Origin of the sequence: Paenibacillus sp. V4I5 (genome assembly GCF_030817255.1) — a bacterium.
GTDB lineage: Bacteria > Bacillota > Bacilli > Paenibacillales > NBRC-103111 > Paenibacillus_E.
This window is the reverse complement of the sequence record NZ_JAUSZB010000001.1, coordinates 273669-290326: the sequence shown is the minus strand read 5'-3', so window position 1 is coordinate 290326 and position 16658 is coordinate 273669. Positions and strand designations below refer to the sequence as shown.

Genomic DNA, 16658 nt, shown 5'->3' with positions numbered 1-16658 from the left:
TCTTCTTTGTACATAGTGTTATCCAAACGAGAGCAGCAATTGATTTTCCATAATCTTCGCTGGCCGCTTGACTTTTTTCTTTCCAGAAGCAGTTGCGAGCTCCGCAAATGTAAGAAGCTGAATCGTTTCGATCTCCTGCTTCTGCTTTGACGTAGCCACTTCGGTAATGACTGTCTCTGCAGTTTTGGTCCCGAAAATATCGAAAAGATCCAGAACCTCCACATCGACATCCATAACCTCATCCTCGCTCTGATAAGCCGCAGCCGGAGTAAGGACTTGTTCCTCTTCCTGCTGCTGTGCATTCTCACGAGCCGCACGCCATACTTCCGGATCCATCCCGCAAAGACGTATGGTGTCATCCGCAAGTTCCTTCATACGCTGCTTCAGCACTTCTTTGAAGTTATCCTCGGCAATCATTTCGATGCCCTCGAGCTCCTTCGCCGCAAGTTTTTGCCAAGCCTGCGCCACATCCGCAGATGCGAAACAGGAAGCCAAATCCCTCGCTAGGGACGACTGCGTGTCTCGTGAATACTGAGCAAGCTCGCTCTTGTCGATTCTACCCTCAGTTTGAAGGGAATGTCCCCTTGCGTTCATAATTCGAATGAATTGTTGCATCGCTTGTGTACCCTGGTAGACCGGGTAGTATACTTTACAGAGCCTGTCTTGACCTACACGCCATGCTCGACGAGAACTCTGACGTACCGTCGGAACTTCATTAGAGAGTTGATAGAAAATGATCGTTGGCCAGAATAAGAGGTCCAATCCTACTTCCACTAGTTTCTGATTACATATAATTACAGGTATTCCATTTTCTTCATATTCAGCAATCCGTTCAGACCTTAACTCCGTATTCGGCTCATCAAGGATCTGACACCTTATCCCGTTTCGAGACAAAATATCCCGAAGTCTCTCATTCATTCCATATCGGCCGGTATACGAGTTATAGATCGTTACACGCCTATTTTCGGCGATTTCCTGCTTTACAGTTTCCACCAGCCAGCGTTCCTTCGCGTGAAGCTCGCTGCCATCACCAATCGGTTCCGCAAAAACAGTTTCATCTCCGATCGTTACCGACATACCAAGATCAGGCCGGTCCGCGTAGACGAGCGTCGCAGGATTAAACTTACTCCATACGCCGGCGCTACCACTTACAGATGATGCTCTAGCACATACCTCATATAGGTTATCATGGAAAGCTGAGTAACTGGTCCTATGCTCCGAATCCATATTGATGAAAATGGGTAATTCTTCCAATTTAACTAAAGGAAGGCCCATGTCAGGCAATTCTATGAAAGCGGCCTTATGAAGTAGGAATTGGGCAGTGAGCTGTGGCGCTATGCCGGGAGCTTCCTTTGTCGTGACAGACTTTTTCTTCCGTCTCGTAACGACACCCTCATCACCACCCTCATCGCGGATAATTTCCTCAATCTTCCCATACCGTTTAGCCCACTCAACATCACCGCTGTCGAAGTTAATGCCCGCATCCAGAAGTGACTTCGGATCGGTCCGCCAGAGAAGCTCCTTTATCGAAGTACTCTTACCGTTCGTAGGGGTCCCAGTCAACATTAGAGTCCTACGAGCCGACTTCACCATTTGAGCAAATGCATCTCCACGCCCTGAGTCACCAGCCTTGCACTGATGGGCTTCATCACAAATATACAGATCAAAGTACCGCTTTGTACGCTTTAGCACCTGGGAGATATTTACCCGTGGCTTGTTCTTCGTCTCTCCGCGTGACTTTAATGCAGGTCGGTAGAAGCAATTGCCGCACTCCCTATCAGGAAAGTTGTGCTGTCGCTCCTTCAATGCTGCCTTTCGCTGTTTTTCATCCATACCATCATCAGTACGGCACCCAACGAGGGAAACAACATTATCACATTTCGTTAGAAGTCCCGCTTTACGCACCCACTTGAGCGGGTATCTCTTCGGAATTCCATTTGGGAGCAGTTCGCGCTTCGTTTTGGCTTCTTGGATCGAATCCGGTGTCGGAGGTAATCCTTCCGCGAAAACGTCCCAAGTCGCCGGCACTTTGTCTCCTTTACTCTTTCCATCAGGAAATACCATGATCGGCTTGCCGCAATCACAGCAATGCCACGCATATACGGACTCACCGCCATGATCCTTCTCACCAAAGATTGGCTTCCATATGCCCCCGAAGTACGTCTCCGAGCCAAGCTTTGCTCGGTCAATCCCAACGAGTGTAAATTCTAAACCCGTCGGTTTGTACCCGCTCCGAACTTTCCTAAGCAGCTGCAGTGCTTCAATTCCACTCCGGATGATGTTTACTTTTGCTCCCGCAATGGTGCCTTCGATTTCTTTGGCTTTCCATTTGGGCAATGTAATTCCCGGTGCGGATAATAAAACTGGCATGCCTTGATGTTTGGCATTTCTCCTCCGCTTTCGAGAGTGCAAAATGTGTGAAACGGCACAGGCAATGATTGACTTACCGCTGCCCATGTCCCCTCCACAGAACACTCGTTCTCTATTCTCAAGCGTGTTAACGATTGCCTGTGCCATATGCGCTTGAACCGGAAATGGTATCCGCTTCAAGTCAGCAATGGACGGGTCAACCATATCATCAAAGGTATGCTGTGGCTGCTTTTCTTCGAGTTGCTTTGCTAACTGTGAAGCATTATTTCGAAGATACTCGGACATGCTCCATGAAGGATCGAATGTACCTTCTACGGAGCTTGTAGGTATCCGTAGCTTCCCAGCCTGGAGAGCATCGGAGATCGCGCTTAGAATGCCTTCCTCCGTTCCATAAAAGAAGGCAGCTTTCGCATTTTGCCACTCAGGGAGTTCAGGGTTTACTTCCACAGCTAATGATGTGAAGAAGTCATCCAAAATTCGGATGTATTCATGTCTCCACTCCTGCGGTAAACCAAATCGGGACATCGCATGCTCAACGATAGCTCCATGAAGATCGCCATCCGGAGCAAAGATGTAAGCCCGATTGTTCTTCTCCTCTTGGCTGTCCTGCTGAGTCTCTGCGATCTCAAAGAGTGAGTTATACACGACACCATGCGCTAACCTACCGTCGGTGCCGATTTCCTTCTCAACTCGTCGGTAGGTGTCCATAATGCTGCGTACATAAGAACGAGAGTTATAGGAGACTTCCCTACCTTCTAAGATGCTCGCTGATACCGCTTTGACTTCTTCCGGAACGCCTACATATGAAGCAAACAATAGTTCCCGGTTACGGCCCTTCCCATGATCCCATATTAAAATATGGGGAACCACACTAAACGATCGGTCTGCAGCTTGAACGCGCAGGACTTGTTCACTTCTTCTCATTTGATCGACCTCCGATGGCTAAAAACTCGATGCGCCCTTCGAACTCCCAACGAAGATACTTCCGAAGTTCATCCAAGTTCACTGTTTTTTCCATCTCAAGACCAATAATGCTCCACTTATACCTAATAGACATATATGTTCGCCCTGCAGGTATATCCTGCCTATCGGGCTCCCTCCCTTAACATAATAAAAAGCAGGCCGAAGCATACGCCCCAACCTGCTTACCTTGAAACTGCATTACTTCAAATCGATCACACCATCCGGGGTAAAAACCCGAATGATGCTCGCGAAATGATGAATTCTGCGAGTTCCTACATAGTTTCCATCATCATCGTGCATGGCTTCGTCATCCGTTCGCTTTTTGGTGACGCCAGCAATAATATGGTTTCCCATATTACCGCCTACGGCTCCAGATGCGATCGAAATGCCGAGGTGGCCAGGCTTCAAGGGAAGCATGGGCCGCTTCATAGTGGCCGCACTGCTTAGCTGCGCTAATCGACTTCGTATATCCCCCAAAACGGCAGAACTTTCGAAATCTTTTGCCATTTCCTCGGGATGAAGCGGGCCTGCACGAAACAGTGGCTCCCCGTCCGTATCACACGGAGGGATATCAAAAGGCTCCATATCCTCCAGGGTGGGCAACATATCCCGCTCCCCTTCGCCAATAGCGACAAGAGTTTTGTAAGCCTTCTTCTGATCCGCTGCAGGCGCTTTACCGAGCCTCCCTACGACGACTACTTGCTTAAAGACGTCATAGTTCGCATCTGTGAACCTGAAGACCTTCAGATCAAGGAAGCGGCCGCTCAAAACGCCAGCCGTATCCTTGACCACATATTGTGGAATGCAAAATAGCAGGATGCCTCCTTTTTGAAGGACACCTTGCTTCGAACCAGTGAGGGCACGAAGGAACGTCAGCTCTGTTCTTTCGGAAAAACCGTCTTGATACGGTGGGTTCAGCCATAATAAGCTAAACTTCGGTTCCGTCCGAACGAATTGATATCCTTCATGCAATACATGGTCAAGAACTTCTGCAGCCACCTCATAGCGACCATCTTCGATTTCGCTTCCATAGGAGCGGGTATTGACTGCACCCTTCTCATGGAATGCTTGAGTAAGCATCGAGAGGGCCTCCCCTTCGCCGCAACACGGATCATAAATATAGATTGGCTTCTCAGCTGCTGCAACTTCTGGAACATGCAGCGCTCTTAGAAGCAGTTCCATCTCTTCAGGCGGAGTGGCATAGTAACCTGCTTTGGATTCCGATGCTAATCTTGCCATTTGCGGATCACCATCTCATACGGAGCGGGTTTTAGTTGCTTTTGCTCCTGGAATCGTTTAGCACGTCCTGCCCTTGCCTTCTCGATGCGCCGATCTACAAAGTAAACGGTCATCATAAAGCTCACAATACATACAACAAGCACCAAAAATACGGTTAACCTACCTCCGGGAATTGTGTCGTACCAAGTTCCCACTTTTTCATTAAGTACATTCAAGTCCATATGGACCTCCTTCTTCCACGAGAAAACAAACGGGTGCCAATGGCACGATCGTTTATTGTCTCGTGCCACTGACATTTGTTCGCCCTAGTGGGAGGCGGATTGTATAAAAAAACGCCTGTAAGCAGTATTTCTGCTTAACAAGCGCTTCTTCCAAACATAAAATTTCGGCGTAAAAAAACAAAAAAAGCCAGTTACGCGCGCACCTCACCCAAGAAAAGGGATAATAGCATCCCATAGGGAGCTCGTGCTTGCGTAAACTGGCTTTGTGCCGAAATGTCTTGTTCCCATTATACGTTAAGGAGCTATTTATCGTCAACGTGTTTAACGACGATCAATTATACTGCATTAGCTCCACATTAAATACAATGATAAGAGACTATAAATGCAGCAAAGCAGAAACACCTTATATTTATCCATACCTTCTAACGGATTTCTACCTTTAGCCTATAAAGTGCAAATGGACAAACGGGGCATTTAATTTCCAGTTCCTTTAACTGATTTAAAAACCTCTATAATACGATTTTTATCAGGATGTTCGATAGGTGTTGGAAATACAAGCATGACGTTGCCATTTAATATTGCCGATTCATTCAACATTTCCTCTTCTACCTTCTCAATATCTTTAGAATCGTATAGATATAATTCTATTCCTATTCCATTAATATTTACCCCTACTCCGTCCACAGCTCCAATCAATTGATAAAATTGTTCCTCTTTCTCACCTACAGTAAACCCATCGTCACGGAATGCTTTTAATACAACATCAATTTTATTTATCTCATTTGTTTTGGTAGTAGTATTAACATTAGTTGGATTCTTTTTTTCGTTATCACCAACGATAACCATATTCCGATTTGAATCATACTCAATAGAAGTATTTAATGCATCAGATATTGCTCGGAGAGGAACATAGGTAGTACCATTATAAGTGATTGGCAATATCATATTTCCTTCCAAATCTTTTGGTGCCCATGCAGAACCTTTTACTTCAAACTTAATATCTCCGTTTAAATATGCCTTGATCTCTTGTAAATTACTCCCTGCAAAAACCCCTAACGAAGTAGATAACACGACAATAGTAGTTGTTACCAATGTTGATGAAATAATTTTTTTTTTATGCACCGGGAATTCCTCCAAAAATTAATTTTGTACTATTTCTGAATCATCTATTTATTGAGAAATATAGGATTGGATATTATCCTTTCTACCATAAAATACGAATAGCTTGTTCCAACTCAACAACCGAAGACTAGAAAAAAAGAAGAGGAAAGGGCTTTGACCCGTTGAGACATGGGAGCGACAACCACTAAGGGCTACGTGGAGAATACGTGCAGTATTTGGAACAATTTGGGTGAGGCTACTTCCACCTCTGTTCCCGCACGCCTTCTAACAGATTAGCCTAGCAATCCTTACTCTTTTCATTCGTCAACCTATTCTAAATGGGATGAAATCCTGCGAATTCACGAGCTTTCGTGAGAAAATTAAATCATATCGAGGGAGCTTAATGACCTGACCTGTCGTCTATGGTACGGTTCACCGTAGTGTATCTAAACACAAAGTATCATTTAACCACAAAATTTATGATTCCATATAAGACAAAACCACTCCTAACATTGGAGTGGTTTCTTTATAGAACTTCTCTTTTCGTTAGCGTAACAATTAACATTGACTCACATGGAAAAGTCAGTTGCAATCTCACTCCATTAATTTAGCTAATTTCATCATTTCATCTTTTGTTAAATTAAAGCTATCCATCGTGATATAAGTACCGTCTTGCACCCAAGATAAGTACCCACCATTCTCTCCTCTAGTTTTCCACCATGGACTAAATCGCCCCTCATGATTATTGACAAAAATCTTTTCTACAATGTAATCAGGACTCACTGATTCTTTCTCAAGAATGGTGTTTCTTGTTTCTTTAAACTGTTGGATACCTACCATATACTCATCATCTTGACTAAAATAATGTAGTCTGATATCGTTTATTGGTTTTGTGATATCCAACGGATAAGGAATTTTGACTTCTAGAGTCCACTTTGGTGGTAATTCATGTGGGACGAACATTTTAAAATTCGCCTTGTTCTTAATTTTGGTTAGTGTACGAAAATCTATCTTTGGATAATTTGATTTTGCAATCGCCGAAGGGATTGAAACTCCAAAGAAAAGAACTAAAATCAGTATAAGCTTTGTTTTCATTATATTCACCCATACTTAGTTTTCCTTTAACGCCAATTATTATGTAATCCTGCCCATTTTTTGAACAGGCTACCCAGTATGCAGAGGCCGCTGAAAAACATCTGTTTTTAATTTTGTGAAGAGGACCTAAATAGATAAAGGCGAATTTCCATTCAATATCTTAATGAGAATTCGCCTTTATTATGGTTTTCTTCATGCTTTTTACTTTAGTAGCGTCAATATTCTTTTGAGATTGACAGTGAATATAGCCATTGCTCCTTGTATGTGCATGCCAATGAGACCCGAGGAAGATGCCACATCATACCCGTGTCTGTGTTTTAGTTCACTATTTTTCACTTCAATTTTGTAGCGCTCTTTTGCTTTCTCTTTGAAATGTTCACCTTCCTGGAAGGCTAGCTGTTCGCTATGCTCCGCTGATTTGATGCTGATCGAATAGGCTTTTGTTTTCGCCCCTTCTTTATAACAACCTTCTTTTAAAGGGCATTTTTTACATTTTTCGATATCAAAGTAATAGGAGTCTCTTTGGTTTTCACCCATATTTTTTGTTCCCGTGCGCGCCCTGCGAATCGCCATATGTCCCGCTTTGCAAACGTACAGCCCTGCATCTTTATTAAACTCAAATTCATCTTCTTTTTTACGATTTCCTTGTGTAATTAAGGGATGTAATTTTGATACTAATTGCAATTCATTTTCATTGGCATATTGGATATTCTCTTTCTCAGAATAGGCAGTATCTCCAATGACCGTATCGATTTCCATGCCTGTTTTGCGACTTTTCTCGATCAAGGATTGTAATTGTTTCCCATCACTTTTCTCTCCTGTTGTAATGATGGCAGCTGTAATAATACGTTCTTCATTCATGGCAATATGTGTTTTATAGCCAAAGAAAGAGGAGTCTGCCGTCTTGTGACCCACACGTGCGTCAGGATCATTCGAGAGTTGAAGGTGCTCTATGTGATCTTCCACCATTTCTTTCAAGTAATTCAGCTTTTCTTTTACCTTTGGATATTCGCGGAGAGCTTCTTCTTTTTCAACGGAATCAATTACTTTTTGACAATAGTCCAGTTCATCTGCTAATTCGTTAGACGTTGTTTTTGGCGGGAACTTGTACTTCATGTTTTCATCGATCTGGTACACTGATTTCCGTAACAGTTTGGACTTCTCCTTCAATATCTCTATTGGTGATTGCTGATTGAATCGTGATTTCGTGTGAGTAGCATCCACAATTATTGAGCGGCTCTTAATGATTTCTTTTTCCAAAGCTATTGCCACTGTTTTTTGAATCAGCATGTCGAGAAGGTTCATATCTTTCAAGCGAAGTTTGCGAAACTTCGTAAGTGAACTGGGATCGATAACCCTGTCTTCTGGTGCCATATCTAAGAAATACTTGAGAGACATGTCATATTTCGAACGTTCCACGACATCTATATCTGATAAATCGAAGATTGATTTTAGTAGTAAATACTTGAACATTCGAATAGGTGGAACAGCATTTCGGCCATTGTCGAGGCAGTATTTATTCTGTAATTCTTCATGGACAAATGAAAAGTCTACGAGGTCATTAATTTGACGTAACATATTATCGTTAGGTACTACGATATCGTAAATGGCCATAAATGGACTAAGAATAAGGGATTGTTGGTTTGAAATCATCCGAGACACCACCTGAAATTAGTTAACTAAATTATACAGGAAAACAGGGTACCTTTCCTCAGAATTGTTATAAGGTACCCTATTTATATGATTTGAACTTTTTCAGTGGCCTCCAGTATGCAGGCAGCCTGTTTTATTTCTGTGCTATCGTTCTTCGTTAGTTGAACACGCTTTTCACTTTATGTTCTTAAATTTTTCTTCATTAGCTTTTTCAGTAAATTTTATCTGATCAAAAGCAATAGTTTGTACAGGCTTATCACCATCCGAAGAAACAATCTTCAGGATAATTCCAGCTTGGTTATCAAACCAAATAGTTAGCTTATTCCCTAGTTTCTCAATCCCCACTTTACGGTTTATAACTATAACTGTAGAATCACGATCAAGGAACTTTTCTTCAACCTTTAACGTGGATTGACCACTACTAATGGCATTGTGAATAAACATTTTTGGATACAATAATTCGTTTACACCACCGATAGGTAGAAGTACTCCAAGTCCATTAATATCTGCTGGGGTTAATTTACTTATTTCACCATCAGATCCTTTAATTTGAACATTTGTTCCGTCATTTATTGACTCTTCAAATCGATCCGGTGTTTTAGAATCTAATATGTGCTTCACGTAGAATCGGCTTGGTTGTTCGATAACAAGTTCAACTAGTTCCTTTTCTCCAGTAGACTCAAGTGTTTTTATAATCTTTCCTTCTAAAGCTGAGTATTTATGATTCACATCCAGGAGTTTATTGATAATTGCTGAGATATCACTAACTTGTTCTTTTGTTTCACCAATTTGACCCGAATTATTGGGTTCAGCAGAAGTCAATAAATTTGGATTTGACTCTTGTATTATAGGTCCGTCTTGTGTAGCCGTATCATTATTCTTTACATTGCAACCTACCACCAATAAAAAAATTATTATTGTGAGTAAAGACCACCTATGCTTCAATTGAACTTCCCTCCCCATATCAATATGTCTATATCTGATCTTCTCAACATCCTCACTTAGTAGAAGGCAAAAAGTAACCATCGGGAAAAAATGTTCTCTTCTTCAATGAGCATAAATCATCACCCCCTGCTTAAATAACAAATAATACCAATTGTTTAGACGATGCAAATACACTGATAGTTGCGTTAACCTCCCATACAGTTGAAAAAAGTGGTAGCTTAAACTCAAGTTTCCAACACGTTCTACTGCCTTTTAGTTCAAAGAAATCAAAAAGGAGCCGCTTCAATGCAGCTCAGAACTATAGTTTTCCTAGGGAGCTTAATAAACATAAGGGAAGTATCAAGTATAATAATCTCCTTCACAGATGGTCCCCGTTCATATGTTTACTGCTGATTATTCATACATGGCTTCAGATGTCGAACCATCTTGATTAAGAATGTACGAATAAGTTTTCCTATCTACATCAGTAACCGAACTAGTGTACCAGAATTGAATCTTTTCTAATTTGCCTTCGTTAGACCAATTAATCAATAATTGTCCCCGTATCTTTCCTTGTCCGAGACTTTCAAAATCAATATTACTTAAATCACCATATTGATAGTCTTGAGTTGCCATGTAATCATATCTCCATACTGCTTGCTGATTATCTTCATTTGGTCTTTCTACTACTGGCTCACCAATAAGTTCTTTAACATATCTTTGATCATTACCTACATTCAAACGAAAATGGATTAGCCATACCTTTTTTGCAAATTCGTCGATGTTTGTAGGTTCATTCATGATGGAAACAACCTTATCTTTATCTAGATACCTTATACCTACCCCAAGACTCTCAGCAACAAATCGAATAGGTACATAAGCATGACCATTATAATTTAATGTGGTGTATTCACTGTCTAATTGTTTAGTTTGACCGTTAAACTCGTATCTAACTGGAAATAAGTACGCTTGAATTGTGTCAGAGGCATACACGGCAGTTGTCGCTGTTAAACCAATTCCGCAAATTAGACCTAAAAAGAACTTTTTCAAATTCATCACTCCCGATATTAATTTCTAATGAATTAGACGAAGCGAACAAGTAAAAAGTTTCCATTTATATCTTTCTTACTCTCAAGCAATATCACTAAACTGCCCGTTACTTCAACAGACTACCAAGTAACCTGGCTGGCAGCCTGTTGTTATTGATCTAATAGTTTCCCATTAGAGCGTAAGAAAAAGGTAACCACCTTTTTCTTACAGCCCTTATTGAACGAAGATTCGTATTTAGCTTTCCGTTTTTTTATTTAGTAAAATTGCTGTTATTAATGAAAGCTGTAGTGAAAGAACAATTCCAATTATAAAAACCATACCTCCATCATTGGCACTTGGCTTAATTGTAATACCAATTATAAAGAAGAGAATAATTGAAACAAATACTGAAAGTATGAAATAACCAAAGGTCATTTGATCACACCTTTTCTTAAGTATTTTGTTATAACTGTCTTCAGTTATGCAGATTATACCATAAACTGGTATTTGCAAGAATAACATTTATTGTGCTAATCTGCCCTATCGTATTATGAGGTCAAGTAAACCTCTAGGGGGTAACCGATGAAATACCTAAAAGTATCGACGATATAATTCTCTCCTACGCTCTCCGCGCAGCTGAGCATAAATCTGTGTAGTAGACGCTTTTTCATGCCCAAGCATACCCTGAATAAATTCTAGCGGTGCACCGTTATCTAGCAATTGACAGGCATATGTGTGACGGAATCGATGAGGATATACATTGGCATTAATTTTTCCGCGTTTTGCCAGCTTTTTTAATGACCAACGTATTGTTGGAATCGTCAATCGTCGGGTTGGATTCGTTTCGGTAACAAACAATGCTTTACAAGTATCTCCACGGCTCTCTAAGTATCTTTTTAACCAAACCTTACACTCGGTAGTAAAATAAACCTCTCTTTGTTTAGAACCCTTACCATTCACAATTGCTGAACAGTTCTCCCAGTTAACGTCTTCAATGTTTATTTTCTGAACTTCTCCTACGCGGCAGCCTGTGCAGTACAAAAATTCCAACAGAGCATGCTCACGGTGAGAATGACAGGTAATCTTAAGATGAATAACATCCTCCTCAACTAGGAATTTCGGAATACGTTTGTCCATCTTAGGCTCTCTCAGCTTGAGAGAAGGATTCCGTGTCATATGACCTTCTTCAAATGCAAAGCGAAAAAGAGATCGTACAAATCGAATTCGATGACCTAAGCTACTCGGTTTTAATCGCTCTGATACCCTTGCAAAGTAATCTTTTAACAAATTTAAAGATATTTCTTCAATCTCCATATTACCCAGTTCACGAATCAACATGTTGAGTTGTAGAAAGTATGCTTTCATTGTATGTGAGCTGAACCCCAGGATACGTTTGTCAGCTTCATACAGCATCCATAACTCCTTCAATGTCATAATAAAAACCCTCCCAAGTATAAGTTATCTCTAGCTTTGCTAGAATTTGGAGGGTTTAATCTTAATGCTTATTTTTATGCTAGCGTTACCTGTTAGCGTAGACAATGTTGCAGGCGAGCATCTAGATGTTCTTATTTTTCTTCTTCCCAACCTTCATTTATCCATTTATACAGTTCAGGTGATTCGGCTCGAATCTTGTTCGAATCATTTCTTAGTACGATTTCACTTTTAGCTGGGGTGCAGGTCTTTGAACCACTGCCGTCAACATTTGTTTGTGAAACACAGTCATACGCAGGTTCAACAGTTATCATCTTGCCATCATCCGTCTTTATGCTTATTACCATTGGGTAGCCATGCTTTCCATATTCCGTTTGACCACTGATAGGTTTTGAAGTGTTTATCCACCCAATAATTTTTGAAATGGTGGTTTTCCCAGCTCCATCAGTGTTTTGAAATAAAGGGGAATGTTTCGTTCCTGGCAAGCCCCCGACAACCTGTATTGACGATATATCTTCTGCCTTAAGCAACTGCCTATTTGAAGCATTTAAATTAGGGTTACAAGCAGACATGACAATTGTAATCAAAACGATAAATGGAACAACAACGATTTTTCTCATTAGCTCCCCCTTCAATACACGTTTTCTTTCACTGCACGGCCAATTTCTTTATAGCTAATGACATATTTCAATAGACGAAGTAAAGCTCAGGTAAGTTCCATTATTCAGCCTTTTAATTGAACATTAAAATAGAGACCCACAGCAACGGGCTGAGGGTCTGAGTATGTGTATTTAAAAGGGGGTCGAGTTTAATTATAGGCTTGATTCATTAATGCCACATGAATATAAGATATCATTTTTGTTACAATTACTTAACTCTCGTTACCCGTTAGCGTAGTGATAAAGCCCCATCTTTAATGATGCTTTTTCAGCTTTATTCGTATATAGCATCTGTGATTGAGCCGTCTTCGTATAAATAGTTCACGTGAATCCATTTATCTTTTGTGTACCACAATGCAATTCTTTCAACTTTGCCTTCATTAGACCAATGAATGAAAATCTGAGCTTTAATATCTCCTTGTTCAAGACCCTTAACGTCAATTTTGTTTAAATCATCGTATTTATATCCTTGAATCGGCGATATATCATATCTCCAAACCGCTTGTTCTGAATCATCATTCGTTCGTTCTACGCTCGGTTCGCCTAAAAGACCTTTTACATAATTTCTGTCCACTCCGTTAGTTATGCGGTATTGGACCAGCCAAACCTTTTTTGTTACTTCATCAACGTTAGTTGGCTCATTCATAATCGAAATCACATTATCTTTGTCTGCATACCTTATTCCAAGCCCCAAGCTTTCTGCTACAAAACGTACAGGTACATAAGCATGACCGTTATAGTTCAATACCGTATATTCACTGCCGATTTCTTTGTTTTGTCCATTCACTTCGAATTTCGCAGGAAACAAGTATGCTCGAATAGTGTCTGCGCCATATACAGCAGTCGTAGCTGTTAAACCAACTCCGCAAATCAGACCTAAAACAAACTTTTTCAAAATTCATCACTCCCCTTGTTTACTACTATAATTTATAGACGGAGCGAACAAGTGGTAAGTATCACCATTTATTCAATTTTTATTCAATCCACTTGCACGCAGGTATTCCACATTCCTGCCCGTTACTTCAATAACCGAAAAAGGAGCAGCTACAACGTAGCAAGCTCCTCAGCTAAAGTTCGCCGTTAGTTGAACGCGCTTTTCACTTTATTTTCTTAAATTTTTCCTCATTAGCTTTGTCGGTAAATTTTATCTGATCAAATGCAATAGTTTGTACAGGCTTATCACCATCTGAAGAAATAATCTTTAGGATAATTCCAGCTTGGTTATCAAACCAAATAGTTAGCCTATTTCCCAGTTTCCCCTCTTTACGGTCTATAACTATAACTGTAGAATCACGATCAAGGAACTTTTCTTCAACCTTTAACGTGGATTGACCACTACTAATGGCATTGTGAATAAACATTTTTGGATACAATAATTCGTTTACACCACCGATAGGTAGAAGTACTCCAAGTCCATTAATATCTGCTGGGGATAATTGACTTATTTCACCATCAGATCCTTTAATTTGAAAATTTGTTCCATCAAATATTGACTCTTCAAATAGATCCGGAGTTTTAGAATCTAATATGTGCTTCACGTAGAATCGGCTAGGCTGTTCGATAGCAAGTTCAATTAGCTCCTTTTCTCCAGTAGGCTCAAATGTTTTTATGATCTTTCCTTCTAAAGCTGAGTATTTATGATTCACATCCAGGAGTTTATTGATAATTGCTGAGATATCACTAACTCGTTCTTTTGTCTCACCGATTTGACCCGGATTATTGGGTTCAGCATAGGTCAATAAATTTGGATTTGACTCTTTTATTATAGGTCCGTCTTGTGTAGCCGTATCATTATTCTTTACATTGCAACCTACCACCAATAAAAAAATTATTATTGTGAGTAAAGACCACCTATGCTTCAATTGAACTTCCCTCCCCATATCAATATGTCTATATCTGATCTTCTCAACATCCTCACTTAGTAGAAGGCAAAAAGTAACCATCGGGAAAAAATGTTCTCTTCTTCAATGAGCATAAATCATCACTCCTCCTGCTTAAATAACAAATAATACCAATTGTTTAGACGATGCAAATATATTGATAGTTGCGTTAACCTCTCATACAGTAGCTTGAACTCAAGTTTCCAACACGTTCTACTGCCTTTTAATTCAAAGAAATCAAAAAGGAGCCGCTTCAATGCAGCTCAGAACTATAGTTTTCCTAGGGAGCTTAATAAACATAAGGGAAGTATCAAGTATAATAATCTCCTTCACAGACGGTCCCCGTTCATATGTTTACTGCTGATTATTCATACATGGCTTCAGATGTCGAACCATCTTGATTAAGAATGTACGAATAAGTTTTCCTATCTACATCAGTAACCGAACTAGTGTACCAGAATTGAATCTTTTCTAATTTGCCTTCGTTAGACCAATTAATCAATAATTGTCCCCGTATCTTTCCTTGACCGAGACCTTCAAAATCAATATTACTTAAATCACCATATTGATAGTCTTGAGTTGCCATGTAATCATATCTCCATACTGCTTGCTGATTATCTTCATTTGTTCTTTCTACTACTGGCTCACCAATAAGTTCTTTAACATATCTTTGATCATTACCTACATTCAAACGAAAATGGATTAGCCATACCTTTTTTGCAAATCCGTCGATGTTTGTAGGTTCATTCATGATGGAAATAACCTTATCTTTATCTAGATACCTTATACCTACCCCAAGACTCTCGGCAACAAATCGAATAGGTACATAAGCATGACCATTATAATTTAATGTGGTGTATTCACTGTCTAATTGTTTAGTTTGACCGTTAAACTCGTATCTAACTGGAAATAAGTACGCTTGAATTGTGTCAGAGGCATACACGGCAGTTGTCGCTGTTAAACCAATTCCGCAAATTAGACCTAAAACGAACTTCTTCAAATTCATCACTCCCGATATTAATTTCTAATGAATTAGACGAAGCTAACAAGTAAAAAGTTTCCATTTATACCGTTCTTACACTCAAGTAATATCACTAAACTGCCCATTAGTTTAATGAACCAAGGAGCTGCTATCGCGGCAAACTGTCCCTGATCATTGAACTCTCGATCCTAGTTTGCTATATGTTTCAACCTTCAAGAATTACAAATTCCACAAAAGGTAGCAAAGAATCATTAAAGCTGAACTTTTTAATTTCCATAATAATATGTTAATTTTCATTCTTCCAACCACCTTGAAGCCAATCATAAAGTTCTGGAGACTTTAAACGAATATGCTTTGACTCATAGTTGAAGACAATCTCGCCATTAGCAGTTGTGCATCTTTTTGTAACATAACCTTTAGCATCCTTTGTCGTGTCACAATTGTATGCAGGCTCAACAACAGCTATTTGCCCACTATTCAAATAGAAATTCAAAATATTGGGATAACCGTGTTTTCCCCAATTAGTTTCTCCATTAACTATCTCTGATGAATTTAGCCAACCCATAACTTTGGATATAACCTTTGTTCCTTTCGCTTCCTCATTCCAAAATGGGTTCGGCTTCTCATTACTCGGTAAACCACCTGCTACTTGTAACGAATTAACATCACCCGCATTTAAAAATTGTTGAATTGGTTTTGGCCTCTCATTAGTGCTTACTACTAATTGAACTGTCACTGGATTTTCAGTGGTTTTTAAAGCTACTGGAGATTGCGATGTGCAAGCAGTAATGACTGAAAATGACAAACAAGTAAGCAATGTTTGAATAAGATACTTCATTAAACTATCACCCCAAAACAAGTATTATTATGCTAGGTGTATTCATATTCCTATCAATATATGAAACTAAGCCAAATAATATTGCAGGTGTTTTGTTGTCATGCTTTTTTTAAACACCAGCAATCCCAATGAACAGGAAAATAAGTAAGTCGCCATATGTATCGATGTTAGTCACCCTCAAATGACTTCCATTTTTTCATAGAAAACAACCCTTCTTTCAAAGTCTTCCGCTTACTCGTGCAAAAGGGAGCTGCCGCGAAGCAAGCCCCTTAA

Annotated in this window: 15 protein-coding genes; all 15 read right to left on the bottom strand. The window is 40.0% G+C overall.

The features are described 5' to 3' along the window. Positions 1-18: 18 nt before the first annotated feature. The 15 genes from QFZ78_RS01415 to QFZ78_RS01345 all read right to left on the bottom strand — a co-directional run bounded on the left by QFZ78_RS01415 (position 19) and on the right by QFZ78_RS01345 (position 16385). Positions 19-3294, bottom strand: coding sequence for a DEAD/DEAH box helicase (locus QFZ78_RS01415; protein ID WP_307544755.1), 3276 nt, complete (start codon positions 3292-3294; stop codon positions 19-21). Further along, complete coding sequence (locus QFZ78_RS01410) at positions 3281-3427, bottom strand: hypothetical protein (protein ID WP_307544753.1); 147 nt, start codon at positions 3425-3427, stop codon at positions 3281-3283. The genes QFZ78_RS01415 and QFZ78_RS01410 overlap by 14 nt, the downstream gene beginning before the upstream one ends. A 104-nt stretch (positions 3428-3531) precedes the next feature. Next, a complete protein-coding gene (locus QFZ78_RS01405; RefSeq protein ID WP_307544750.1) occupies positions 3532-4572 on the bottom strand; it encodes a DUF6094 domain-containing protein in 1041 nt (346 codons plus the stop codon). Next, complete coding sequence (locus tag QFZ78_RS01400; RefSeq protein WP_307544748.1) at positions 4560-4793, bottom strand: hypothetical protein; 234 nt, start codon at positions 4791-4793, stop codon at positions 4560-4562. Before QFZ78_RS01400 ends, QFZ78_RS01405 begins: the two co-directional genes overlap by 13 nt. 474 nt (positions 4794-5267) lie before the next feature. Continuing rightward, positions 5268-5915 (bottom strand): stalk domain-containing protein, encoded by a 648-nt coding sequence (locus tag QFZ78_RS01395; RefSeq protein ID WP_307544746.1) that lies wholly within the window; start codon positions 5913-5915, stop codon positions 5268-5270. 573 nt (positions 5916-6488) lie between these two features. Next, the gene (locus tag QFZ78_RS01390) at positions 6489-6989 is read right to left on the bottom strand and encodes a DUF4367 domain-containing protein (protein WP_307544744.1); all 501 of its coding nucleotides are present in this window, start codon (positions 6987-6989) and stop codon (positions 6489-6491) included. 201 nt (positions 6990-7190) lie between these two features. Further along, positions 7191-8642 (bottom strand): IS1182 family transposase, encoded by a 1452-nt coding sequence (locus tag QFZ78_RS01385; protein WP_307544742.1) that lies wholly within the window; start codon positions 8640-8642, stop codon positions 7191-7193. Between the two features lie 174 nt (positions 8643-8816). Continuing rightward, complete coding sequence (locus QFZ78_RS01380; RefSeq protein WP_307544740.1) at positions 8817-9587, bottom strand: hypothetical protein; 771 nt, start codon at positions 9585-9587, stop codon at positions 8817-8819. 393 nt (positions 9588-9980) lie between these two features. After that, entirely contained in the window at positions 9981-10616 is a 636-nt protein-coding gene (locus QFZ78_RS01375) for a stalk domain-containing protein (protein ID WP_307544738.1), read from the bottom strand. A gap of 570 nt (positions 10617-11186) precedes the next feature. Beyond that, complete coding sequence (locus QFZ78_RS01370) at positions 11187-12029, bottom strand: tyrosine-type recombinase/integrase (RefSeq protein WP_307544735.1); 843 nt, start codon at positions 12027-12029, stop codon at positions 11187-11189. 131 nt (positions 12030-12160) lie between these two features. Beyond that, positions 12161-12646 (bottom strand): hypothetical protein, encoded by a 486-nt coding sequence (locus QFZ78_RS01365; protein ID WP_307544733.1) that lies wholly within the window; start codon positions 12644-12646, stop codon positions 12161-12163. A 313-nt stretch (positions 12647-12959) separates the two neighbouring features. Next, positions 12960-13580: a stalk domain-containing protein gene (locus QFZ78_RS01360; protein ID WP_307544731.1), complete on the bottom strand. Its 621-nt coding sequence runs from the start codon at positions 13578-13580 to the stop codon at positions 12960-12962. A 202-nt stretch (positions 13581-13782) separates the two neighbouring features. After that, on the bottom strand, positions 13783-14547 hold the full coding sequence (locus QFZ78_RS01355; RefSeq protein WP_307544729.1) for a hypothetical protein: 765 nt from the start codon (positions 14545-14547) through the stop codon (positions 13783-13785). A gap of 382 nt (positions 14548-14929) precedes the next feature. Beyond that, entirely contained in the window at positions 14930-15571 is a 642-nt protein-coding gene (locus tag QFZ78_RS01350; protein WP_307544727.1) for a stalk domain-containing protein, read from the bottom strand. 262 nt (positions 15572-15833) lie between these two features. Further along, positions 15834-16385 carry a hypothetical protein gene (locus QFZ78_RS01345; RefSeq protein ID WP_307544725.1) on the bottom strand — a complete coding sequence of 184 codons (552 nt, stop codon included), beginning with the start codon at positions 16383-16385 and terminating at the stop codon, positions 15834-15836. Positions 16386-16658: the final 273 nt, after the last annotated feature.